The organism is Lentzea sp. HUAS TT2 (genome assembly GCF_051853195.1).
GTDB lineage: Bacteria > Actinomycetota > Actinomycetes > Mycobacteriales > Pseudonocardiaceae > Lentzea.
Genome location: NZ_CP196667.1, coordinates 7,863,252 through 7,886,461 on the forward strand (window position 1 = coordinate 7,863,252; position 23,210 = coordinate 7,886,461).

Consider the following 23,210-nt stretch of genomic DNA (forward strand, 5'->3'; position numbering starts at 1 on the left):
CAGGGTGATCAGGCCGAGAACAACACCAAAAGACCAATTCCGATCAGCACCACCGGCAGGGCGACGTGGCCCCACTTGGCCAGGGCGCGGGCCACCACCTGGCGGGAGGCCAGGAACCAGCCCGCGAGGCACCACACGCCCACCAGCACGAGGAACACCGCGACGTAGACCCACAGCGAGTCCGCCACGGCGAAGACCGGCACGTAGACGCCGATGTTGTCGCCGCCGTTGGCCAGGGTCACGCCGGCCATCGCCAGGACGCCGGGCGGGGTGGCGGGTTCGTCGTCGTCCGAGCCGCGCCACAGTGACCAGGCTGCTTTGAGGCCCAGAGCCAAGGGGATGAGGCCCAGCCACGGGCGGAAGTGGTCGGGGAGCAGGGACGCTCCCAGTGCGCCCACGACGGCGATCGCCAGGATGGCGGTGAAGCCCAGGTACTGGCCCGTCACGACCTGCCAGGCGGACTTGGCCTGCGCGAAGAACAGCGCCAGGAGAACCAGGTCGTCGATGTTCGTCACCGCGAACATGCCTGCCGCCTGGCCGATCACCCCAAGATCCACGGTGGCATTGTCGCCGACCGAGAAACGGATAGCTCATCCGGATGTGTGCTAGCGTCGACCTTAAGCGGATTCGCTATCCGGATTGGGAGAATGTCATGGCACGCAGGGCAGTGGTCACCGCGGGTACCGGTGGCATCGGGCTGGAGACGGCACTGGGACTGGCTGAGGCCGGATTCGCCGTCACCGTCGTCGGGCGCAACGCCGAACGAGGCGAGCGCGCGGTCGAGAGGATCAACGCCAGGGGAGGGGAGACCGCGCGGTTCCTGCAGGCCGACCTCGCCTCACTGAACGAAGTGCGGGCGCTCGCGGCACGGATCGCCGCCGACGGTGAGCTCGACGTCCTGGTCAACAACGTCGGCGCCATGTTCCCCGACCACGCCGAACTGGACGGCGTCGAAGCCTCGTTCGTCGTCAACCACCTCTCGCCCTACCTGCTCACCGAACTCCTGCTGCCCGTCCTCACCGGACGCGTCGTCAACGTCACCTCCGGCTCCGTGAGGACCGCCAAGAAGGTCTTCGACGACGTCGAGCCGTCGGGCGGCTACTACGGCTTCCACTGGTACGGACGCGCCAAGCTCGCGAACCTCGCCTACACCCTCGACCTCGCCCGCCGGCAGACCAAGGTCGCCGTCCTCGCCGCCGACCCCGGAGGCGCGGCCACCGACATGACCGACGGCAGCCTGCGCACACCCAAGATCGTGTCGCCCGGACTGCGCCTGCTCTGGCCCCTGGTCCGCCGCACCTTCGAGTACGCGACCTCCGGGCCCGCGTCGGTCGCCGCCCGGCCCTCGATCCTCGCCGCGACCGACGAGACACTGCCATCCGGCACCGTGGTCGGACGGCGCGCCACTCCCGTGAAGCCGATTCGTGAGGCCACCGACCCCCGCGTCCAGCAAGCCGTGCGCAGGCTCAGCGAGAGGCACGCACCACTCGTCCGCGTTCCGGATGGCGTATCCAATTAAGCTGAGACCATGACGCCGCAGCGGAAGGACGCCGCCCGCAACTGGGAGCACATCGTCACCGTCGCCAGAGAACTCGTCGACGAAGGCACCCCGCTGCAGCTCAACGACGTCGCCCGCCGCGCAGGACTCGGCGTCGGCACGGTCTACCGGCACTTCCCGACCACCGAGGCACTCCTCGAGACCGTCGCCACCCCCTGCCTCGAAGCACTCGCCGGACACGGCGAACAAGCCCTCACCCACGACGACCCGTGGACCGCCTTCGGCGACTTCCTCACCCGAGTCGTCGAAGGCCAGGTCAGCGACGCCGCACTCGTCAAGGTCGCCGCCGCCACCCACGACGTCCTGCCACGCACCACCGAGCTCAAAACACAGATCATGGCCACCGGCACCCGCCTGCTCGCCCGCGCCCGCGACGCCGGAACCGTCCGCCCCGACGTGCACGACGACGACCTCGTCCCACTCATGTGCGGCATCGCCTACGCCACCTACGTGCACAGCGCGACCCCGGCCGACCGGCTCCCCACCGCCCGCCGCTACCTCGAAACCCTGCTCCGCGGCCTACACGCCTGACGGCGGACCGGCAGCGACGAAAGCCCGCAGCTCATCCAGCCTCTGCGCGCCACCATCGGTCAGCATCCACGTCACACCCGCTGCCTCGTACTCCCGCACGTCCGCAGGTAACTCCGCGCCGCCCCACAACACGACATCACCGTCGGCGGAACCACCCGACGCCACGAAGTCCGCCTTCAACTCAGCGGCCTGCGCGGGGGAGAGCACCACCAGACCCTCAGGACCGAACGTCGCAGGCACCACACCCGCCGCATGCCCCGCCGCACGGAACGGCGCCGACCGCGGCCAGTTCCCACCGATCCACACCGGCACCTCGACAGGCGCGAACCGCACGCCCGACACCTCGAACAACGCGCCCCGGTGCTCGACCTCGGCACCCGACAACAACGCCCGCAGCAACTCCACACCCTCCGACATCGCCCCAGCACGCGACGCACGCTCGCCGAAAGGGGAGTAGTCCTGCGGCACACCCGCACCGACCCCGAGCACCAGCCGCCCACCCGACAACCGCTGCAGGGTCGACGCCTCCAACGCCACCTTCCACGGCCGCCGACGCCCCAACGACGTCACCAACGGCCCCAGCCGAACCCTCGACGTCCGCGCCGCCACCGCACCCAACGTCACCCAGACATCCGCCACCACGGGCTCACCCGGCACCACCACGTGGTCCCACAGGAAGAACCCGTCCCACCCGGCCTCCTCCGCCGCCACCGCGAGCGACACCAGGACCGACGGATCACCGAGCCACGAACCGAACGACGGAACATAGATCGCGTAGCGCATGCCCCCAGTGTGGCGAGCACCCCCGACAAGATCGTTCTAACGCGGCGGACCAGCGGAAACGTACGAACGCAGCTCCGAAAGCGACGCCTTCCACCCGTCCAGCAACAACCACGTCGCCCCGGCGTCCGCGAACTCCGACACCCGCTCCGCCGACGGCCGAGCCCCACCACCCCACACGGCCACATCCCCATCGGCAGGCCCACCCGCCGCCACGAACTCCGCCTTCATCAACGCCACCTGCTCAGGCGACGCCACCGCGAACCCACCCGACCCGTCCTGAATGATCGGGAACAACCCCGACGCCCGCGCCGCCGCCAGAAAAGGCACCTTCCGCGGCCAGATCCCCGACGTCCACACCGGCACCTCCACCGGCGCGAACCGCACCCCCGACACGTCGAACACCGCCCCGTGGTGCTCCACCGGCTCACCCGACAACAACTCCTGCACCAACTCCACCCCCTCCGACAACCGCGCCGCCCGCGACCGGACATCCGACGCCTCACCGAACGACGTGAAATCCCGCCCCACACCCATCCCCACCCCGAGCACCAACCGGCCCCCGGACAACCGCTGCAACGTCGACGCCTCCAACGCCAGCTTCCACGGACGACGCCGGGGGACAGGCGTGATCATCGGCCCCAGCACGATCGACGACGTCCGCGCCGCCACCGCACCCAGCGTCACCCACGGATCAGCCACCACCGGCTCCGCCACCACGTGGTCCCACATGAAGAACCCGTCCCACCCCGCCGCCTCGGCCTCCACCGCCAGCGACACCAGCACGGACGGATCACCATAGGCATCGCCATAACAAGGCACGTAGATCGCGAAACGCATGCGGGGGAGTCTGCCTCAACGCCCCTCACCGGTCGCACCGTCGAGCTGCTCCCGCAAGATGTCCGCGTGCCCCGCGTGCCGCGCCGTCTCCGACACCAAGTGCACCAACACGTTGAACAACATCACGTCCGGACGCGGCCACCACGGCACAAACCCAGGGGAGTCCACCGCAAGAGCAGAGATCGTCGCATCCGAATGTGCCCACACGCGCCGATAGCGACCCACGATCTCCTCACACGACTCCGACTCGTCCGCCCGCATGTCCAGCCCACGCGCCGACAGGTCGTCCCACCGAGGCATCGGCTCCGGGAACGGCCGCCCGAACACCTCACCGAAGTACCGCGACTCCGACAACGCCAGGTGCTTCACCAAACCCAGCAGATTCGTCCCGGACGCGGTCAGCGGGCGCCGCACGTCCGACTCGGACAGACCGTCCAGCTTCCACACCATCACCTCGCGCAACTCGCGCAGATCACCGTGCAGGTACTCCTTGGCGAACTCATCGATCATGACCGCAGAGCCTGCCAGCCCCACGGGCCAGGTATCTATCGCCACGGTGACGAAAGAGGATCCAGGAGCGCCGGAGCGAGGGGCGACACCAGAAGCCGGCCGACAGCGCCGCTCACGACGCCCACCTCAGCGCCCGCACTCGAAAAGTTCGTCAGGACGGCTCCTGACGACGCCAGCGCGCCGGCCGTGGACAGCGGCAGCGACCAACGGCGGCCAGACGCGCCACAGGGCAAGGCGGGAGAGCCTCCGAGAGGCCCAGATCCGAGTTACTTGACATAATGTAGATTATCGGCGAAACGGCGACCTGCGAAGATCGCTTCAGAAGGGGCTGAAACGCCCGTGTTGGCGCGTCTGCAAGTCGCAGCCAACGGGCAGGCCGGCTGCGCTTGCAGACGCCACAACATCAGATCCACGGCGATGCCGGAGCGCGGTCGGCACCGACGTGTCATCAGTGGGACGTACGTGGCGGCTCGTCATTACGTTCGCGATCCCCGGCAAGTGACGCCACCTGGTCCAGCGCCTTCCTCCGCCGTGTCGGAATCCGGCGAAACGGACATTTCATGCATAATCGCCATTATCCAGCACGGAACGCGGAATTGTCGGTGCTGTGCGGTACAAGATCCATATGCACGTGCTCGCCGCCCAGGAAGCCTTCTTCCTCGCCCGCCGGACCCGCAAGGACTCCCCGCACACAACGGCCGCCTACCAGCGGGATCTCTCCGGTGTGAACACACTCCTGGCCGAGGCCCTCCTCTCCCCCGTCGAGGACCTCACGATCGCCCAGCTCACCGGCGCCAATCTCCGTCAGGCTTTCGGGTTGTTCGCGGACACCCACGCCAAGAGTTCCGTGCTGCGGGCCTGGTCGACGTGGAACCAGTTCCTGACGTTCTGCGTGGCCGAGGACCTGATGGCCGGCAACCCGATGGGTGCCATCGCCCGCCCGAAGACGCCTCCCCTCGTGCCCAAGCCCCTGCGCGGCGAGGACACCCCCGAGCAGCTGCTCACAGCCGCGGCGGAAGGGGCGACGAAGGGGCGTGACCCGTGGCCGGAACGGGACGTGCTGGTCATCGCGCTGGGGCTGGTCGCGGGGCTGCGAAGTGCGGAGATGCGCACGCTGACGCTGGCGAGCGTGGTCGGGCGGGAGGGTGACCAGCGGCTGCACGTGAAGGGCAAGGGGAACCGGGACAGGTCGGTTCCCATCGAGCCGCCGATGGAACGGATCGTGGACGCGTACCTCAAGAGCTGCCGGCAGCGGTTCCCGCAGGGGCGGTTCGACCGTGACTCGGCGTTGCTGAGGGATCGGCAGGGTGAGCCGATCGGGCGGGGTGGGCTGGAGTACCTGGTGAAGTCGTGTTTCCGGTGGGCGGGGTTGAACGACCGGGTGCCGACGGGGGCGAATCTGCACGCGTTGCGGCACACGTTCGCGACGCGGCTGGCGGAGGACGGGGCGTCGGCGAGCGAGATCATGGCGTTGCTGGGGCATGCGAGTCTGGCGACGAGTCAGAACTACATCGAGGCGACGGCGCGGGAGCGGCGGGCGGCGGTGGCGGGCAACCGGACGTATCGGGCGCTCAGGGACATCTAGCGGTGCTCCACCGGTGTGCGGGACTCTCGGTTGTGACGCGTGGGCCGGGGGTCGCTCAGTTGCCGGATCGTTAGGCCAAGTGGGTGATCTGATAGTGCGAGAACCGCATTTCAGGGGTACCCAATGAGGATGAGATCCGTGTGGCGTGGGGCCATCTCCTTCGGGTTGGTGACGATCGCCGTGCGCCTTTACACGGCTGTCGAGGAGCACGACTTCCGTTTCAACCAGGTGCATCGGGAGGACGGCGGGCGCATCAAGTACAAGCGCGTCTGTTCGGTGTGCGGCGAAGAGGTCGAGTACGGCGACATCACCAAGGGCTATGAGCTGGACGACGGCCGCATGGTGATCATGGAGAACGAGGACTTCGACAAGTTGCCGGTGAAGACCGACAAGTCGATCGACGTTCTGGAGTTCGTGCCGGCGGAGGAGATCGATCCGATCTACTTCCAGAAGACGTACTACCTGGAGCCGGACAAGGCTGCGGCACGGCCGTACGTGTTGTTGCGGGACGCGCTGGTCAAGACGGGTCAGCTGGCGGTCGTGAAGATCACGATCCGGCAGAAGGAGACGCTGGCGACGATCCGGGCGCGTGATGACGTGCTGGTGATGCACACGATGTTGTGGCCGGACGAGATCCGCAAGGCGGAGTTCGACTTCCTGGATCAGGACGTGGAGGTGCGGCCGCAGGAGTTGAAGATGGCGACGTCGCTGGTGGAGTCGATGGCGGGTGACTTCGATCCGGACACGTTCACCGACGACTACCGGGACGCGCTGGAGAAGGTGATCGCGGCGAAGGCGGAGGGTGCGGAGTTGCCCGAGCAGCCGGAGGCCGAGGACAAGGGTGATGTCATCGATCTGATGACGGCTCTGGAGCGCAGTGTGGAGAAGGCGAAGGCCGGGCGGAAGGGCGCTGAGAAGAAGGCCGCGCCGAAGAAGAAGGCCTCGTCGGCGTAGATGGCCGGGCTCGACGAGTACCGGCGCAAGCGGGATCCGGCCAGGACGCCGGAGCCCGTTCCGAGTGCGGACGAGTTGCCCAGGGGTGACAACGACACGTTCGTGATTCAGGAGCATCACGCGAGCAGCCTGCATTGGGATGTGCGGTTGGAGCGTGATGGTGTTCTGGTGTCGTGGGCGGTGCCGAAGGGGTTGCCGTCGACGACGGATGTGGTGCGTCTGGCCGTGCACACCGAGGATCATCCGCTGGAGTACGCGCAGTTCTCCGGGGAGATTCCGAAGGGTGAGTACGGCGGTGGCGAGATGGTCATCTGGGACCGGGGCCGCTACGAGACGGTGAAGTGGTCGGACCGTGAGGTGGACGTGGTCCTGCACGGTCATCGGGTGCAGGGTCAGTTCGTGTTCTTCCGGTCGGGCAAGGACGAGAAGAACTGGATGATGAAGCGGCGGCACGCCGCGGCGCGTCCGGACTGGAAGGTTCTGCCGGAGCAGCTGAAGCCGATGCTCGCTGTTCCTGGTCCTCTCCCCCACGACGATGATGATCATTGGGCTTATGAGTTCAAGTGGGACGGTGTCCGGGCGGTCCTGAGGGTCGAGGGCGGGCGGGTGCAGGCGTGGTCGCGGCTGGGCAACGACATCACGGTCGCCTATCCGGAGCTGCAGGGCGTCGGTGAGCAGCTGGGGTCGACGGAGGCCCTGCTGGACGGGGAGATCGTCGCGCTGCAGAACGGGCGGCCGAGTTTCAGCGCGTTGCAGAACCGGATGCACGTGACGAAGTCCGAGGCGGCGCGCCGGGCGGCACGGCAGTACCCCATCACGTTGTTGTTGTTCGATCTGTTGCACCTCGACGGCACGTCCACGATGCCTCTCCCTTTCCGGCAACGTCGTGAGCTGCTGCGGGGCCTGGAGTTGAGGGGTCCGAGCTGGCTGACTCCCCCGTCCTACGACGAGGACGGCGCCTCGGTGCTGGCGGCGAGCCGGGAGCAGGGGCTCGAGGGTGTGGTGGCGAAGCGGCTGGACTCGGCGTATCAGCCGGGGGTGCGCAGCCCGGTGTGGCGCAAGATCACGGACCTGCTGGCGCAGGAGGTGGTGATCGGCGGCTGGCGGATGGGTGAGGGCAAGCGGTCGGGTGTGGTGGGGGCGCTGTTGCTGGGTATCCCCCAGGACGGCGGGCTGGCGTTCGCGGGGTCGGTGGGTACCGGGTTCAACGATGCCGAGCTGGCTGTGTTGACGCCGCGGCTCAGGGCGTTGGCGCGCAAGGGTTCGCCGTTCGTGACGGAGATGCCGCGGGAGCGTGCGAAGGGCGCGTTGTGGGTGGAGCCGGAGCTGGTGGCGGAGGTGGTGTTCCGGCAGTGGACGCCGGACGGGCGGATGCGGTTTCCGGCGTGGCGCGGGTTGCGGCCGGACAAGACGCCGGAGGAGGTGCGTCGGGTTGTCGAGTGATGCGACGGTGCGGGTCGAGGACCGGGTGTTGAAGCTGACGAACCTGGACAAGCTGTTGTACCCGGAGTTCGGGTTCACGAAGGGTGAGGTGATCGATTACTACACCCGGATCGCGCCGGTGCTGCTCCCCCATCTGAAGGACCGTCCGGTGACGTTGAAGCGGTATCCGAACGGGGTGGACGGGAAGTGGTTCTTCGAGAAGAACGCGCCGGAGCACCGTCCTGAGTGGGTGCGGACGATGCGGCTGGAGTCGCCGGGCAGTTCGAAGGGCAACGAGACCGTCAACTACGTGATGGTGGACGAGCTGGCGACGTTGGTGTGGCTGGCGAACCTGGCGGCGCTGGAGTTGCACGTGCCGCAGTGGACGGTGGGGCCGCGCGGGGGCAAGCGGGATCCCGATCTGCTGGTGTTCGACCTGGATCCGGGGGCGCCGGCGACGGTGGTGGAGTGTTGCCGGGTCGCGGAGCAGGTGCGGGTGGTGCTCGACGACGACGGTGTGGACTCGTGGGCGAAGACGTCGGGCAACAAGGGGATGCAGGTGTACGCGTACGCGCCGGCGAAGGACACGTCGGAGTACGCGAAGGCGGTGGCGCAGCGGTTGGCGCAGGAGCATCCGGAGCTGGTCGTGTCGACGATGGCGAAGGCGCAGCGGCCGGGGAAGGTGTTCATCGACTGGTCGCAGAACAACCCGGCGAAGACGACGATCGCGCCGTACTCGTTGCGGGCCCGGGAGCGGCCGGCGGTGTCGGCGCCGGTGACGTGGGACGAGGTCGAGGACTGCGAGATCGTGGAGGACCTGGTGTTCACGGCGGACGAGGTGCTGGCGCGGGTCGAGTCGGCGGGTGACCTGTTCGGGAGTTGATATTCTGGCCGACTGCCTAGGTGGGGGTTTGCCGTGAACATCGAGCTTGCCGAGTACGACGCCGCGTGGCCTGGTCTGTACGAACGGGAGCGGGAACGGGTCCTGGCGGCGTTGCCGGGTGCCGAGTTGGAGCACGTGGGGTCGACGTCGGTGCCGGGGTTGTGCGCGAAGCCGTTGGTCGACCTGATGCTGGTGGTGGACGATCCGCTGGACGAGGGGTCGTACGTGCCGGCGTTGGAGGCGGCCGGGTACCGGGTGACGGTGCGCGAGGACGACTGGCACGACCACCGGATCCTCAAGGGCCCGGACACGGACATCAACCTGCACGTGTTCCCGCGCGGGTGTGCCCAGGTGCGGCGGCACCGGATCTTCCGGGACTGGTTGCGCGACAACGCCGAGGACCGCGAGCTGTACGCGTCGACGAAGCGGGCGTTGGCGGGCCGGACGTGGGAGCGGGTGCAGGACTACACGGACGCGAAGAACGCGGTCGTGCTGGACATCCTCGAGCGGGCCTATCTGGCGTGGCCGGTGGAGCCGGGCGAGGTGGAGTTCGTGACGGAGACGCCGCCGCACAACGCCCCGGTGGTGCTGGAGGACTACGACCCGCAGTGGCCGCAGTGGTACGCCGTCGAGGAGGCCAAGATCCGGGCCGCGCTGGGCGGGAAGATCGTGCGGCTGGAGCACGTCGGCTCGACGTCGGTGCCGGGGCTCGCGGCGAAGCCGTTGATCGACATCCTGCTGGTGGTGCCGGACTCGGCCGACGAGGACGCCTACGTGCCGGCGCTGGTGGCGGCGGGCTACTACCTGCGGCTGCGGGAGCGGACCTGGCACGAGCACCGGTTGCTCAAGGGCACGGAGCCGAACGTGAACCTGCACGTCTACTCCCCCAAGTGCGAGGAGCTCGACCGCATGCTGGCCTTCCGCGACCGGCTGCGCGCCTACCCGCAGGACCGGGAGGAGTACGAGCGCACGAAGCGGGAGCTGGCGGGAAGGACGTGGGCGCGGGTGCAGGACTACGCCGACGCGAAGGCGCGGGTGGTGGAGCGGATCATCCTGCGGGCGCTGGGGTGAAGCGGCGCCGGTAGTCCGATGGCGTGAGGCCGGTCTGGCGTCGCATCAGGGCGCGGAGGTTGGCGGCGGTGCCCAGGCCGGTGCGGCGGGCGACGACGTCGAAGCGGCGCTCCCCCAGTTCGATGAGCCGGCACGCGAGGGTGACGCGTTCGGCGGTGAGCCAGGCCAGTGGTGTGGTGCCGAGTTGTGCCTGGAAGCGGCGGTGCAGGGTCGCGGGGCTCATGGCGGCGCGCTGTGCGAGGTCGGCGACGGTGAGCGGGGTGTCGAGGTGCTGCTGGGCCCAGGCGAGGACGGGGGCGAGTGACTCGTCGGGCAGGTCGGGTACGGGGCGTTCGACGAACTGGCGCTGGCCGCCGTCGCGGTGGGCGGCGAAGACGAGGCGGCGGCTGACGGAGCTGGCGATCTCGGCGCCGTGGTCGCGGCGGACGAGGTGCAGGCCGAGGTCGAGGGCGGCGGCGCTGCCGGCGGAGGTGAGGATGTCGCCGTCGTCGACGAACAGGACGTCGGGTTCGAGGTGCACGGCTGGGAAGCGGGTGCGGAAGTCGTCGGCCCACTGCCAGTGGGCGGTGGCGCGGCGGCCGTCGAGGACGCCTGCTTCGGCGAGGGTGAAGGCGCCGCTGCAGAACCCGACGAGGCGTGTGCCGCGTGCGTGGGCGCGGCGGATGGCGTCGAGCACTGCGGCGCGGCGGGGTACCTCGACGTCGGGGCGGTTGGGGATGATGAGGGTGTCGGCGTGCTCGGTGGCGTCCAGGCCGGTGACGCCGGTGAGGGTGAAGAAGCCGTCGCGCATCACCGTGGCGGGTTCGGGTGAGCAGAGGCGGAAGTCGTAGAGGTGGCCGCCGACCTCGGGGCGGTGCAGGGCGAAGACCTCGGTGGCGCAGCCGAGTTCGAACGGGTTGGAGTTCTCGTCCACGATGACGACGACGCGGTGCGAGGATTCTTGCGGCATGTGCGATTCCTAGCACTCACGCTCAGCTCGCGACAGCCGCGAAGCTCGACAGCATGAACCCCATCTCCCTGGACGAGGCGCTGGCCTCGTTCGACGCCCTGTGGAGCCCTCGGATCGTCACCCGCGTCAACGACTACGACGTGCGCGTCGCGAAGGTGCGGGGTGAGCACGTCTGGCACGTGCACGACGACACCGACGAGTTCTTCCTCGTCCTGGACGGCGAGCTGCACATCGCGTTGCGGGAACCCGAACGCTCGGTCCTGCTCGCGAAGGGCGAGGTGTTCACCGTGCCGCGCGGGACGTTCCACAAGCCGTCGGCCCCGCACGGCGCGCACATCCTGATGTTCGAGCCCGGCGGCACGCTGACCGTGGGCGACCGGCACGACGAGGTGCCGACGCACGTGGACGCGACGGCCGGGCACGAGCTGGGGTGAGGCTGGGAGGGGGCGCGGTCCCTCCCAGCCTCATTCACGGGGTCAGCCCAGGCGGCAGGCCGACAAGATGATCTCCTGGCCGAGGATCGTGGTGACCCGGACGGCGTTCTGGATCAGCTGGCCGTTGGGCCCTGTCGCCGTCTCGTTGAGGCGGACGGTCGCGATGCCGATGGTGACGGTGAGCGGGCCGGTGCCGATGGGCTGGCCGTTGAGCGTGCCGACCTTCGACGAGCCGACGACGCCGTTCGCGTCACTCTCGCACTTGGCCTCGATGGCGTTGAGCGTGATCAGGCCACCGAGCAGGGACGCTCCCTCCACCCGTGCCGAGGCGACGGTGCGGCCGGTGTTCGCGTCCAGGGTGCAGTCGGCGTGCAGTGCGTTGACCGACGCCAGGCCCAGGACGTTGACACTGGCGACGGTCTTGTCCTCGTTGGGCGGGCACTGGGCGTGCGCGGTCTTCGCGACGTTGACCAGGCCCGTCGCGTTGAGCGCCCACGCCTCGCCGCGCAGGTAGACGACGACCTTGACGACCGCGGTGGCGGAGGCGCCGTCGTCGTCGGTCACGGTCACCAGGACGTTGTGCGCGCCCAGCGCGGTGAACGCCCGCGACGCGGTGCAGGTGCCGCTACCGGCTCCCTGGGCGACGGCGCCGTTCGCGACCGGGCTGCCGTCGTCGAAGTTCAGGGTGCAGGTGTGCTTGTCGTTGATGGCGATGTCGGTGAACGGCGCGGTGAAGTTCACCGTGGTGCCGCGGGTGACGAGCGTCTTGTCGGCGGTCAGCGTGACCTGCGGGGCGACGTTGGACAACGTCAGCGTCGTGGACACCGCGACGGGCGGGTTGAGGCCGTCGTTCGCGGTCAGGGTCAGCTGCCACACGCCGTCATCGGTGCACTTGACCGAGGTGGTCTGGGCGGCGGCGTTGCCGAACGAGCAGGTCGCGCCCGCGTCGACACCGGACTGCGGTGCCGCGGTCCACGCCGTGGTCAGCGACGGGCCGTCCGGGTCGGTCACCAGGCCCGCGAGGGCGACGTCGGTGCCCTCCTGGCCGGCGTACGGGCCGCCGGGCTTGACGACGGGCGGGGCGTTGACCTTGACCGTGACGCACTCGGTCACGTCACCGGCTCCGCCGCCGTCGGTGCCGCGTGCGGTGACGCACAGCTGGTGCGTGCCGGGGGTCAGCGCCGGGGTGGCGACCGAGTAGTCGACGGTCGCGGGCCCGTCCTGCGGCAGGCTCGGGGTGATCGAGGTGATCGGGATGTCCGCGCCGCCGTCGACCTTCAACGTCAGCTGCGTGAGCTTGGAGGCGATGACGCCGGGCACGACGTCGGGCAGCTGGGAGACGTCGGGGACCTCGGTGCAGGTGCCGCCGGTGGTCTCGGCGATCTTGCGCAACGAGTTCGGGGCGTTCGCCTCGCCGCAGGCGACACCGTTGGACACGGCGAAGGTGAAGATCTTGATACCGGCGTCGTTGGCCTGCTGCAGCAGGGCGTCGACGTTGCCGGAGCCGACACCGTCGGACAGGAAGATCATCAGCTTGCGCTGCTGCGGCGCGGCGGTGGCCGAGGCGAGGCCGGCGGTCAGGCCCGCGGTGTAGTTGGTGCCGCCGCCGACGCTGCGGGCGGTGAAGAGCTGGGCACCGCTGAACTGCACGCCGCCCAGTGCCTCGGAGATGTCGGTGCCGCCGCTGCCGTTCGCGTCGGCGGTGGGGGCGATGACCTGCTGGTCACCTGCCGCCGGGCTGACGTCGAGGGGTGCGCCGGAGGATCCGAACACGGCGGCGCCGACGCTGCCGACGACGGTGTTGGGGACGGCGGCCTTGGCGTTGAGGGACCGGGCGGCGGCGATCTCGCAGTCGAGGATCGAGGCGGGCTGGCCGTCGCCGTTCTGGTCTCCGCCACAGCCCGCGTTCACGACGGTGGAGGTGGAGCCGGACACGTCGAGCACGTAGGTCAGCGCGGTGTCGACGATCGCGACGCCGGTACCGATCGAGGCCTTGCCGGTGACGGTGACCGGGCCGGGCACGACGACGGCGTTGTTCGCCGGGCTGGTGATGGTCACGCCGATGCTCGTGCCGCCGGGCAGGTTGCCGGTGGCCGCGTGCGCAGGGATGGCGAGTGCCACGGTGGCCGCTAGTGCGGCGCCGACCGTGATGCTGGGTCTCATGGTTCTCCGCTCGATTGGTTCGTCCCCGACCGAACGGAAGGAGACCGCACGTGGCCGGGCTGATACGGCGGGTCACCGAAATGCATCGATAGTCGACCTATTCGGACCAAGGTCGATTCCGGTCTCGTGGACCTGGCGACTGCGGAAGAATCACGCCGGTGATGTTCGGGGTGCTCGGTCCGGTGCTGGTCGACGGCGTGGAGGTCGCCGCGCCACGGCAACGCGCCCTGCTGGCGATGCTCGTGCTCGACACTGGGCGGATCGTGGGGCACGAGCAGCTGATCGGCGGCTTGTACTCCGAGCCGCCCGCCGGTGCGGCCAACGCGCTGCAGTCCCAGGTCTCGCGGCTGCGCCGGACCGTGCCGGGCCTGGTGATCGAGCACCATCCCGCGGGCTACCGGCTGCTCGCCGCGCCGTCGGAGGTGGATCACCTGCGGTGCGCGGAGCTGCTCGAGGCGGGACGGGCGGCCGAGGCCCTGGCGTTGTGGCGCGGACCGGCGCTGGCCGATGTCGACGCGCCGTTCGCGCAGGTGGCCCGCCAGCGCCTGACCGAGATGCTCATCGGCTGCGCGGTGTCCGGCGGCTCCACCCAGGACCTGCGCAAGGTGGTGGCGGAGCACCCGCTGCGCGAGGACGCGCGGGCCGCGCTGATCCGGTCGCTGCACCGCGACGGCCATCAGACCGAGGCGCTGGAGGTGTTCGCGCAGGGCAGGGCTCTGCTGGCCGACGAACTGGGTGTCGATCCCTCCCCCGCGCTCGCGGCCGCCCACCTGGAGGTGCTGCGGGCGCAGGCACCGCACCGGGGTGTGCCCGCGCAGCTCACCAGCTTCGTCGGCCGCGACGAGGACCTGCGGCGCGTGTCGAAGTGGCTGCGCGACAACCGGCTCGTCACGCTCATCGGCCCCGGCGGCACCGGCAAGACGCGCCTGGCCGTGGAGGTCGCGCACCGCGAACCGGGCGAGGTGGCGTTCGTCGACCTCAGCGCCACCGCCGACGTCGCCCGCGCCATGCTCGACGGCCTCGGCATCCGCGAGGCAGGTCTGCTCTCGGCCGGGCCGGTCAGCGTGCAGGACCGGCTGCGGGCCGCGCTGTCCACGCGCGAGGTCGTACTGGTCGTGGACAACTGCGAACACGTCATCGACGACGCCGCCCGCGTGCTCGGCGACCTCCTGTCCACCTGCCCGGACGTGCGGGTGCTGGCGACCAGCCGCGAACCGCTCGGCATCACCGGCGAGACCCTGAGCCCGGTCACCGCCCTGGACGACGACGCCGCCACCCGCCTGTTCCTCGACCGCGCCCAGGCCGTGAAGCCGGGCTTCCACGCCGACCTGGACGTCATCGCCGAGGTCTGCCGGCGCCTGGACGGGATCGCGCTGGCCATCGAGCTCGCCGCCGCACGCGTGCGGTCACTGCCGCTGACCGAGATCACCGCGCGGCTCGACGACCGGTTCCGGTTGCTGTCCAAGGGAAGCCGCACCGCCGCGCCGCGGCACCGCACGCTGCACGCCGTCGTGGGGTGGAGCTGGGACCTGCTCACCGACGCCGAACGCGACCTCGCCGCCCGCTTCACCGTGTTCTCCGGCGGCGCGAGCCTCGACGCCGTCACCGCCGTGTGCGACTCCGACGTCGACACGCTGATCTCGCTGGCGGACAAGTCACTCGTCGAGGTCGCCGACGACCGCTACCGCATGCTCGACACCATCCACGCGTTCTGCGCCACCCACGCCCCCGACCTGGCGCAGCGGCACGCGCGGTGGTTCCTCGAACGCGCCCAGCAGGCCGAACCGCACCTGCGCGCCCACGACCAGATCGAATGGCTCGCCCGGCTCGCCGCCGACCACGACAACCTCGTCGCCGCCGTCACCTGGGCCACCGCCCACGACCTGCGCCTCGCACTGGAGCTCGTCGCCGCGCTCGCGACCTACTACTGGTTCCGCGGCCTGCGCACCGAGGCCGCCCAGCAGGCCGACGCCGTGCTGCACGCGTGCGGCGAGACCCCGCCAGAGGGCCACGAGCAGGAGTACTCGCTGTGCCTGCTGATCGCGTGGCCCGTCGCGACCGGCGACCAGAGCGCCCGCGTCCGCCAGGCCGACGAGCTGATGGACATGCTCGTCGACCCACCGCGCTACCCGATCATGACGATGATGTGGGGCATGGCGCTCGGCGCGCCACAGGACGACTCCCAGGTGTGGCACCGCCGCAACCGGCTGCTGGGCTCCGACCCGTGGAGCGCCGCGCTCGCCCTGGTCGGCGACGGTCTGGTGGCCCGCATGGGAGGCGACCCGGCCACGGGCACCGATCTACTGGAACGCGCCGCGGAGGCGTTCACCCGCGCCGGCGACCGCTGGGGCGCGGCACTGGCGTTCAACCAGCTCGGCGAGATCGCCATGGCCGAAGGCGACGCCGCGGGCGCCCTGGTCCACATCGAACGCGGCCGCGCCCTGCTCGACGAGCTCGGCGCCACCGAGGACACCGCCGAGGCCGTCATCGGACGCGCCCAGGCCACCCTGCTCACCGGCGACCTCGACGGGGCACGCACCGACTTCGCCCTCGCACTGACCCTGTCCCGCCGCGCCGGGGCACTCGTCATCCAGGCCGGCGCCCGCCTGGGCCTGGCCGGGCTCGCCCGCCTCACCGGGGACTACGCGACCGCCCGCCACGAGTGCGACCTGGCGTGGGAACTGTGCCCCGGCGGCTGGTACGGGCCCGACCAGATGCGCTGCCACATCGCCGTGGAACGCGGCCGCGTCGCGAAGGCCGAGGGCGACCCGGACCTGGCGCGGCGGCACTTCGAGGAGGCGCTGCGACGGGCCGAGGCGCAGCGCGACCTCGTAACCGGGCACGCCGTGCGCGTGGAACTCGCCGCCCTGCCCGTGACCTGACCCGCCGCCACCACAACCACGCCGGCAGCCTGCGGTGCGCGACGAACGTCCACAGGTCCTCCTCCGCCACGTCGTCCGGGTACCGGCGCAGCACCTCCAGGCACTCCCGCGACACCACCCCGTGCATGCGCGCCACGTGCGCCAGCGCCGTGGCGCCCTGGCGGCGGACCTCGATGCGGTTGTGGTCCAGGGCGCGGGCCACCCGCCGCAACGCGACCACGGGGTCCGGGTACGACATCGCCAGCCCGATGACCGCCACGCCGACCATGTCCTCGTCGCGGTCGAACGCCGCGTCGACCTCCTCGGGACGGGCGATGCCCATCAGCGCGGCGTAGTCGCCCCAGTTCATGCCCTCGCCGCGCATCGCCCGGTCCAGCAGGAACCGCTGCCGGCCGTCGGAGCGTTCCCCGGTGCGGGCGAAGTCCGCGGCCAAGTACCGCCACACCGCCGCGGTGTCGGCCCGCGAGGTCGACGCCAGGATCCGGCACAGCTCCAGCACGTGCCCCGGCTCGCACGCCTGCGCGAGCTCGCCCAGCACCCCGGGCGGGCGGCCCAGGTCGTGCCACGCCAGCCGCGCCAGCGTCGGCACCTCGTCGACGTCCACCCAGCCGTCGGCCCCGCCCCGCCCGATCTCGGCAGGCGTCAGCGAGGCCCGGTACCGGGCGTGTTCGATCGGGATCACCCTCAGACCTGGGGCACCGCGCGCAACAGGGCGCGCGTGTAGTCGTGAGTGGGGGTGAGGAGGACTTCTTCGACTGAGCCTTGTTCCACGATTTTCCCCTGGTGCATCACCGCGACCCGGTCGGCGATCTGCCACGCCAGCCCTAGGTCGTGCGTGATGATCAATGAAGCAAGGCCCAGTTCGCGGCGCAACCGGAGCAACAGGGCCACGATCTCGCCCCGCACCGAGGCGTCCAGGGAGGCGACGGGCTCGTCGGCCACCAGCAGACGGGGCTGCAGCACCAGTGCGCCGGCGATCACCACGCGCTGCTGCTGACCCCCGGACAGCTCGTGGGGCAACGACTCCAGGTACAGGCTCGCCGGACGCAGCTCTGCACGTTCCACAGCGGCCGTGACCAGGGATTCCAGGTCGCCGGGAACGCCGTGCACCCGTGGTCCCTCGGCGACCGCGTCGAACACCTTGTGCCGCGGGTTCAGGGCGCTGGACGGATCTTGGAGCACCAGCTGCACCTGCCGCCGGAAGGCCTTGAGCGCCTTGCCGCCGCGACCCACCTCGGCGCCGTCGAAGATCACCCGACCGGAGGACGGATTCCGCAGCCCCATTATGGTACGGGCCAGTGTCGTTTTGCCGGAGCCGGACTGCCCGACCAGCGCCACGATCTCGCCCCGCCCGATCGTCAGGTCCACCCCGTCGACCGCGCGCGTGCGCCCGTAGTCCACCACCAGGTCCCGCACCTGCAGCAACGGCTCCGGCGTCGGCGCGGGTTCCGCCCAGCGGTGCGCCGGGTCGCCGATCACCGGGAACGCGGCCGTCAGCGCCGCCGTGTGGGGGTGCTGGGGGTTGGCGATCACCTCGCGGGTGTGGCCGCGTTCGACCAGCTCGCCCCGGTGCATCACCGCCAGGTCGTCGCACGTCTCGGCGAGCACCGACAGGTCGTGGCTGATCATCAGCAACCCGAGGTCCTGCTCGGCGACCAGGCGCTTCATCACCGCCAGCACCTGTGCCTGCACCACCACGTCCAGCGCGGTGGTCGGCTCGTCGGCGATGACCAGCCGCGGCCCGCAGGCCAGCGCCATCGCGATCATCACCCGCTGCTTCTGCCCGCCCGACAGCTCGTGCGGATAGGCGCGTGCCTTGTCCGGCGGCAGCTCGACCTGCTCCAGCAGCTCCGCCACGCTGCCGGGCGTGCCGTGCAGCCGCATCGGCTCGGCGATCTGCTCACCGACCCGCTGCACGGGGTTGAGCGAGTGCATCGCGCCCTGGAAGACGATCGACGCCGACGCCCACCGCACCGCCCGCAACCGGCCCCACGACATCGTCGTCACGTCGTCGCCGTCGAGCAGGATCTCCCCGGACACGCTCGCGGAACGCGGCAGCAGCCGCAGCACCGACATCGCCACCGTCGACTTGCCCGACCCCGACTCACCCGCGAGCCCCAGCGTCCGACCGGGCGCAAGGGTGAGGTTCACGTCGTTGACGACGCATTTCGGTCCGTAGTGGACGGTGAGGTTCTTCAGCTCCAGCAACGGGTTCACCTTTTCGGCGTCACGACGGCTTCGAGGGCGCGCCCGACGAGCGTGAACGCCAGCACCACGACCACGATCGCCAGGCCCGGCGGCAGCAGGTACCACCACGCCCGCTGCGGCACCGCCCCGTGCAGCTGCGCCTGGTGCAGCATCGCGCCCCACGAGATCCGCGCCGGGTCACCCAGCCCCAGGAACGCCAGCGTCGACTCGGCCACGATCGCCGACGCCACCGCCAGCGTCGCGTTGACCAGCACCAGCGGCACCACCGACGGCAGCACGTGCCGCCCGATCACGTGGGTGTGACCGCCGCCCAGCGCCCGTGCGCGTTCCACGAACGGCCGGGCCTCGATCGTCAAGGTCTGCGCCCGCACCATCCGCGCCGTCGACGGCCAGCTCGTCAGCCCGATGGCCAGCACGATCGTGCCCAGCCCCCGCGGCAGCACCGTCGACAACGCGATCGCCAGCACCAGCGCCGGCAGCACCAGGAAGAAGTCCGTGACCCGCAGCAACGCCCCCGCCAGCAGCCCGCCGAAGTGACCGCTCAGGATGCCGACGAGCGTGCCGATGCCCACCGCCAGCACCGCCGCCGTCAGCCCCACGAACAACGACGTCCCCGCGCCCTGCGCCATCAGCAACGCGATGGACCGCCCGGCGTGGTCGGTGCCCAGCCAGTGCCCCGCACCCGGCGACTGCCACGCCGCGTCGGTCACGCGGGTGACGTCCAGCGCGTCGTCCGGGATCAGCAGCGGCGCGACCAGCGCGATCAGGGCGGCCGCGGCCAGCACCGCCGCCCCCGCCAGTCCCGCGCGCTGCGCCAGGAACCCGGTCCTCGTCTCGATGCCGCTCATACGACCTTCACCCGTGGATCCAGGACCCCGTGCAGCAGGTCGGCCAGCAGGTTCATCACCACGACCGCGCCCGCCGTCACCACCAGCAGCCCCTGCAGCAGGAAGTAGTCCGGCCCGGTCAGCGCGTCGTAGAACAACAACCCCAGACCCGGCCAGGAGAACACCGTCTCCGTCGTGATCGCCCCGGCCACCACCAGCCCGAACCGCAGGAACACCAGCGTGATCGCCGGCAGCACCGCGTTGGGCACGGCGTGCCGGCGCCGCACCAGGTCGTCGCGCAGACCCTTCGCGCGGGCCGTCGTGAGGTAGGGGGCGTGCATCTCCTCCAGCAACGACGACCGCATCACCAGCGCGTACTCCGCGCACACCACCGCGACCAGCGTGACCGACGGCAACACCAGGTGATGACCCACGTCGAGGGCCTGCGAGACGAAGTCCGGCGCCGTGTCCGTGTCGCGCATGCCCCGCGACGGGAACAGATCCCCCGTCACCATCATCAGCAGCATGCCCAGCCAGAACGTCGGCACCGCCCACAACGTCAGCGACACCCCCGTCGTGACCCGGTCGAACGCAGAGTCACGACGCCACGCCGCCCGCACCCCGAGCCACAACCCCAGCAGCACCGCGACCAGCGTCGCCGTGCCGACCAGCAGCACCGTCGGCCCCAGCCGCTCCAGGATCACGTCCGAGACCGGGCGCCGGAACGTGAACGACGTCCCCAGATCGCCCTGCAGCAACGAGGTGAAGTAGCTCCAGAACTGCTCGTGCAGCGGCCGGTCCAGGCCGAACTGCGCCCGCAGCTCGGCCTGCATCGCCGCGGTGGTCGGGCGGCCCCGAGTCATCGAGACCACGGGGTCGCCCGGCACCACCCGGAACAGGAAGAAACCCAGCACCGCCACCATCAGCAAGCTGAGCGCGGCACCACCGAACCGACCGGCCAGCCGCACCTACTCGCGCTCCCCTGCCGTGGCGTTGCGCCGCCGGGCCATCACGACCACGGCCAGCACCAGCCCGGCGATCACCGCACCACCCAGCGCCAGCCCTGCCCACCGGGTGCCCTGCGCCTGCACCGACCGCTGCGCCGGCTCCGCGCCGTAGTAGCCCCACATGCCGTTCTGCGCCATGATCACGCCGCCCTGCGCGGGCTGCGTCGTGAACTTCGCGAAGTGGTCGGACCGGTAGCCCTCCAGCGCGTTCTCGTACGCGAGCACCACCGCGGGCACCTGGTCGTAGAACCGGGCCTGCATCTGCTTCACGATCTCCACGCGCTTGCCCTCGTCGAACTCCGAGAGCTGCTGGGCGTAGAGCCGGTCGTAGGTCTCGTCGCAGAAGTAGGCGTCGGTGGTGCCGCCCTTGCCGTCCGCGCCCGGCCGCTGCGCGCAGGTGTGCAGGCTCAGCACGAAGTCCGGGTCGATGTTCGTCGACCAGCCCGAGAACGCCAGGTCGTAGGTGGCGGCGGTGGTGGACTCGTTGAGCTGGTTGTCCGAGACCAGCCGCACGTCCAGCGGGATGCCGATGTCGCCCATCGACCGCTTGAGGTACTCGCTGGCCTGCTCGTCGTAGGCCCGCCCGGCACGGCCGATCAACCGCAGCGCGAAGCGGGTGCCGTCGGCCTTGCGCGGGAACCCGGCGGCGTCGAGAGCCGCGTTGGCCGCCGCGGGGTCGAACTTGCGCTGTTCGGCCGCGCTGGGCTGCCAGTGGAACTTGGTGAACACCGGCGGCACCAGCCCGGCGCCCTTCTCCGCGTACCCGAGGTTCACCCTCGACACCAGCGCGTCCAGGTCGATGGCCTGCGCGATCGCCCGCCGCACCCGCACGTCGCGCAGGACCGGGCTGCCGTCGCCGATCGGCTCACCGGTGCGGGTCTGCGCGCCGGGGTTGATCATGAGCTCGGTGAAGCGGCGGCCCTGCGCCTTGTTGAGGGTCACGCCCGCCTTGCCCTGCAGCGAGTCGAACTGGGCCGGCGCCATCCGGTTGACCAGGTCGACCTCGCCCTTGCCCAGCGCCTGCACCGCGGCGTCGGAGTTCTGGAAGTACACGAAGTGCAGCTCGTCGAACTTCGCCGCGCCGCGCCAGTAGTCCTTGTTGGCACGGAGCTTGATGAACTGCCCGGGCACGTGCTCGGTGAGCACGAACGGGCCGGAGCCCACGACCGGCATCTGGTCGTTGGTGTAGTCCTTGATGCTGCCGGCCTTCTCCCACACGTGCCGGGGCACGATCGGGACGTCCAGCGCCAGCATCGTGACCTGCGGGGTCTTGGTCCTGATGACCACGGTCCGGTCGTCGGTGGCGGTGACGTCCTGGAAGTTGGTGACGAAGCTGCCGTTGGCCGTGCGGGCGATCTGGTCGTTGAGCATCAGGTTGAAGGTGAACTCGACGTCGCGTGCCGTGATCGGCACCCCGTCGGACCACTTCTTGCCCTCGGGGACCGTGAACGTCCACGTCAGCTTGTCCGCCGACGGTTCCCACCTGTTCGCCAGGCCCTCGGTCACCGACTGGTCCGCCGCGGCGTACGCGGTCAGGTAGTCGTACATCAGCCGGCCGATCTCGGTGCTCGACTGGAACACCGCGAGGAACGGGTTCATCGAGTCGATCTGCTGCACGATCGCGACCTTCAGGATGACGGGCGCCTGCGCCGTCGCCGGAGGTGCCGAAAGCCCCAGTGTCGTTGCTATTGCAAGCAACGCGCACAACTTCACCCGCACGAAAACCCCTCTTCCCCAGCAGCCCACCGCTAACTTACCGAGATGTGCGGATCATGATCTCGGCGGACATGGAAGGCGCCACCGGAGTCACCTGGACCGGGGACGTCGTCCCCGGAACGGAGCAGTGGCTGCGGTTCCGGCGCTTGTTCACGGCGGACGTCAACGCGTGTGTGTACGGCCTGCTCGCGGGCGGGGCCGAGCAGGTGCTCGTCAACGAGGCGCATTCCTCGCAACGCAACCTCCTGCTCGAGGACCTCCACGAGTCGGCGCGGCTGCTCACCGGCCGGCACAAGCCGTTGTCGATGATGCAAGGTATCGACTCCGATGTGGACGGAGTGGTGTTTCTCGGCTATCACACAGGTGCCGGCTCCCGGGGCGTGCTCGCGCACACCTACATGGAGAACTCCATCACCGGCGTGTGGCTCGACGGCGTGCTCGCCTCCGAGGGCCGTCTCAACGCCGCACTGGCCGCCGAACACGGCGTTCCCGTGCTGCTCGTGACCGGTGACGACCTCACGTGCGAGGACGCCGCGTCCTACGCGGCCTCGGCGTGGACGGTGGCCGTGAAGGAGTGCGTGTCGCGGTATGCGGCCGTGTGCCTGCCACCGGCGGTGACTTCTTCACAGATCACAGAGGCGGCCACCGCGGCCATGGCCACCGCGGGGCGTTCGGCCGGGGTCGTCGAGCCGCACCGGATCGAGGTCGAGTTCGACGCCTCGCACCTGGCCGAGGCCGCCGCGATCGTGCCCACCGTGGACCTGATCGGGGTGCGGCGCGTCGGGTTCGACGCCGCGTCGATGACCGAGGCGATGAAGGCGTTCAAAGTCGTCACCCACATCGCGGGCGCGGCGATCGAGGGCATCTACGGCTGACCGTAGGGTGTCGCC

At 70.2% G+C, this 23,210-nt stretch carries 20 protein-coding genes; 10 read left to right on the forward strand and 10 right to left on the reverse strand.

The genetic code is table 11. From position 1 onward, the window contains the following. Positions 1–8: 8 nt before the first annotated feature. Positions 9–557, reverse strand: a complete 549-nt coding sequence (locus tag ACSHWB_RS37450) for a cadmium resistance transporter (RefSeq protein WP_439658043.1) — start codon at positions 555–557, stop codon at positions 9–11. A 95-nt stretch (positions 558–652) separates the two neighbouring features. On the opposite strand from ACSHWB_RS37450, the gene ACSHWB_RS37455 reads away from it, so the two are divergent. Further along, positions 653–1,519 carry an SDR family NAD(P)-dependent oxidoreductase gene (locus ACSHWB_RS37455; RefSeq protein ID WP_439658044.1) on the forward strand — a complete coding sequence of 289 codons (867 nt, stop codon included), beginning with the start codon at positions 653–655 and terminating at the stop codon, positions 1,517–1,519. A gap of 9 nt (positions 1,520–1,528) precedes the next feature. Next, complete coding sequence (locus ACSHWB_RS37460) at positions 1,529–2,089, forward strand: TetR/AcrR family transcriptional regulator (protein WP_439658045.1); 561 nt, start codon at positions 1,529–1,531, stop codon at positions 2,087–2,089. On the opposite strand, the gene ACSHWB_RS37465 is transcribed toward ACSHWB_RS37460, so the two are convergent. Genes ACSHWB_RS37465 through ACSHWB_RS37475 form a run of 3 tightly spaced genes read right to left on the reverse strand, consistent with a single transcriptional unit; the run spans position 2,078 to position 4,219 of the window. After that, complete coding sequence (locus ACSHWB_RS37465; RefSeq protein WP_439658046.1) at positions 2,078–2,872, reverse strand: LLM class flavin-dependent oxidoreductase; 795 nt, start codon at positions 2,870–2,872, stop codon at positions 2,078–2,080. The two genes, ACSHWB_RS37460 and ACSHWB_RS37465, sit on opposite strands and share 12 nt — an antisense overlap. Before the next feature lie 36 nt (positions 2,873–2,908). After that, a complete protein-coding gene (locus tag ACSHWB_RS37470; RefSeq protein WP_439658047.1) occupies positions 2,909–3,709 on the reverse strand; it encodes an LLM class flavin-dependent oxidoreductase in 801 nt (266 codons plus the stop codon). 15 nt (positions 3,710–3,724) lie between these two features. Beyond that, on the reverse strand, positions 3,725–4,219 hold the full coding sequence (locus ACSHWB_RS37475; protein ID WP_439658048.1) for a DinB family protein: 495 nt from the start codon (positions 4,217–4,219) through the stop codon (positions 3,725–3,727). A 607-nt stretch (positions 4,220–4,826) separates the two neighbouring features. Here ACSHWB_RS37475 and ACSHWB_RS37480 point away from each other — a divergent pair. The 5 genes from ACSHWB_RS37480 to ACSHWB_RS37500 all read left to right on the forward strand — a co-directional run bounded on the left by ACSHWB_RS37480 (position 4,827) and on the right by ACSHWB_RS37500 (position 10,134). Next, positions 4,827–5,804 carry a tyrosine-type recombinase/integrase gene (locus tag ACSHWB_RS37480; protein WP_439658049.1) on the forward strand — a complete coding sequence of 326 codons (978 nt, stop codon included), beginning with the start codon at positions 4,827–4,829 and terminating at the stop codon, positions 5,802–5,804. A 129-nt stretch (positions 5,805–5,933) separates the two neighbouring features. After that, positions 5,934–6,758, forward strand: a complete 825-nt coding sequence (locus ACSHWB_RS37485; RefSeq protein WP_439658050.1) for a Ku protein — start codon at positions 5,934–5,936, stop codon at positions 6,756–6,758. Further along, a complete protein-coding gene (ligD, locus tag ACSHWB_RS37490) occupies positions 6,759–8,201 on the forward strand; it encodes a non-homologous end-joining DNA ligase (protein WP_439658051.1) in 1,443 nt (480 codons plus the stop codon). Next, the gene (gene ligD, locus ACSHWB_RS37495; RefSeq protein ID WP_439658052.1) at positions 8,191–9,063 is read left to right on the forward strand and encodes a non-homologous end-joining DNA ligase; all 873 of its coding nucleotides are present in this window, start codon (positions 8,191–8,193) and stop codon (positions 9,061–9,063) included. The genes ligD (ACSHWB_RS37490) and ligD (ACSHWB_RS37495) overlap by 11 nt, the downstream gene beginning before the upstream one ends. A gap of 33 nt (positions 9,064–9,096) precedes the next feature. Next, positions 9,097–10,134: a GrpB family protein gene (locus ACSHWB_RS37500; protein WP_439658053.1), complete on the forward strand. Its 1,038-nt coding sequence runs from the start codon at positions 9,097–9,099 to the stop codon at positions 10,132–10,134. Here ACSHWB_RS37500 and ACSHWB_RS37505 read toward each other — a convergent pair. Then, positions 10,112–11,083, reverse strand: a complete 972-nt coding sequence (locus ACSHWB_RS37505; protein WP_439658054.1) for a GlxA family transcriptional regulator — start codon at positions 11,081–11,083, stop codon at positions 10,112–10,114. The genes ACSHWB_RS37500 and ACSHWB_RS37505 overlap by 23 nt on opposite strands. A gap of 53 nt (positions 11,084–11,136) precedes the next feature. On the opposite strand from ACSHWB_RS37505, the gene ACSHWB_RS37510 reads away from it, so the two are divergent. Continuing rightward, positions 11,137–11,517 carry a cupin domain-containing protein gene (locus ACSHWB_RS37510; RefSeq protein ID WP_439658055.1) on the forward strand — a complete coding sequence of 127 codons (381 nt, stop codon included), beginning with the start codon at positions 11,137–11,139 and terminating at the stop codon, positions 11,515–11,517. A 42-nt stretch (positions 11,518–11,559) separates the two neighbouring features. Here the strand turns inward: ACSHWB_RS37510 and ACSHWB_RS37515 are convergent, their stop codons facing one another. After that, entirely contained in the window at positions 11,560–13,680 is a 2,121-nt protein-coding gene (locus tag ACSHWB_RS37515) for a choice-of-anchor P family protein (RefSeq protein WP_439658056.1), read from the reverse strand. A gap of 161 nt (positions 13,681–13,841) precedes the next feature. Between ACSHWB_RS37515 and ACSHWB_RS37520 the strand changes: the two genes are divergently transcribed. Next, positions 13,842–16,562, forward strand: a complete 2,721-nt coding sequence (locus ACSHWB_RS37520; RefSeq protein ID WP_439664738.1) for a BTAD domain-containing putative transcriptional regulator — start codon at positions 13,842–13,844, stop codon at positions 16,560–16,562. A gap of 684 nt (positions 16,563–17,246) precedes the next feature. On the opposite strand, the gene ACSHWB_RS37525 is transcribed toward ACSHWB_RS37520, so the two are convergent. From ACSHWB_RS37525 to ACSHWB_RS37540, 4 genes are read right to left on the reverse strand one after another with little or no spacing between them, the layout of a single operon-like run. Continuing rightward, positions 17,247–18,779: an ATP-binding cassette domain-containing protein gene (locus ACSHWB_RS37525; protein WP_439658057.1), complete on the reverse strand. Its 1,533-nt coding sequence runs from the start codon at positions 18,777–18,779 to the stop codon at positions 17,247–17,249. Further along, positions 18,776–19,618, reverse strand: a complete 843-nt coding sequence (locus ACSHWB_RS37530; protein ID WP_439658058.1) for an ABC transporter permease — start codon at positions 19,616–19,618, stop codon at positions 18,776–18,778. Before ACSHWB_RS37530 ends, ACSHWB_RS37525 begins: the two co-directional genes overlap by 4 nt. Then, positions 19,615–20,520, reverse strand: a complete 906-nt coding sequence (locus ACSHWB_RS37535; protein WP_439664739.1) for an ABC transporter permease — start codon at positions 20,518–20,520, stop codon at positions 19,615–19,617. Before ACSHWB_RS37535 ends, ACSHWB_RS37530 begins: the two co-directional genes overlap by 4 nt. A gap of 45 nt (positions 20,521–20,565) precedes the next feature. After that, the gene (locus tag ACSHWB_RS37540; RefSeq protein ID WP_439658059.1) at positions 20,566–22,323 is read right to left on the reverse strand and encodes an ABC transporter substrate-binding protein; all 1,758 of its coding nucleotides are present in this window, start codon (positions 22,321–22,323) and stop codon (positions 20,566–20,568) included. Between the two features lie 44 nt (positions 22,324–22,367). Between ACSHWB_RS37540 and ACSHWB_RS37545 the strand changes: the two genes are divergently transcribed. After that, positions 22,368–23,195 (forward strand): M55 family metallopeptidase, encoded by an 828-nt coding sequence (locus tag ACSHWB_RS37545; protein ID WP_439658060.1) that lies wholly within the window; start codon positions 22,368–22,370, stop codon positions 23,193–23,195. Positions 23,196–23,210: the final 15 nt, after the last annotated feature.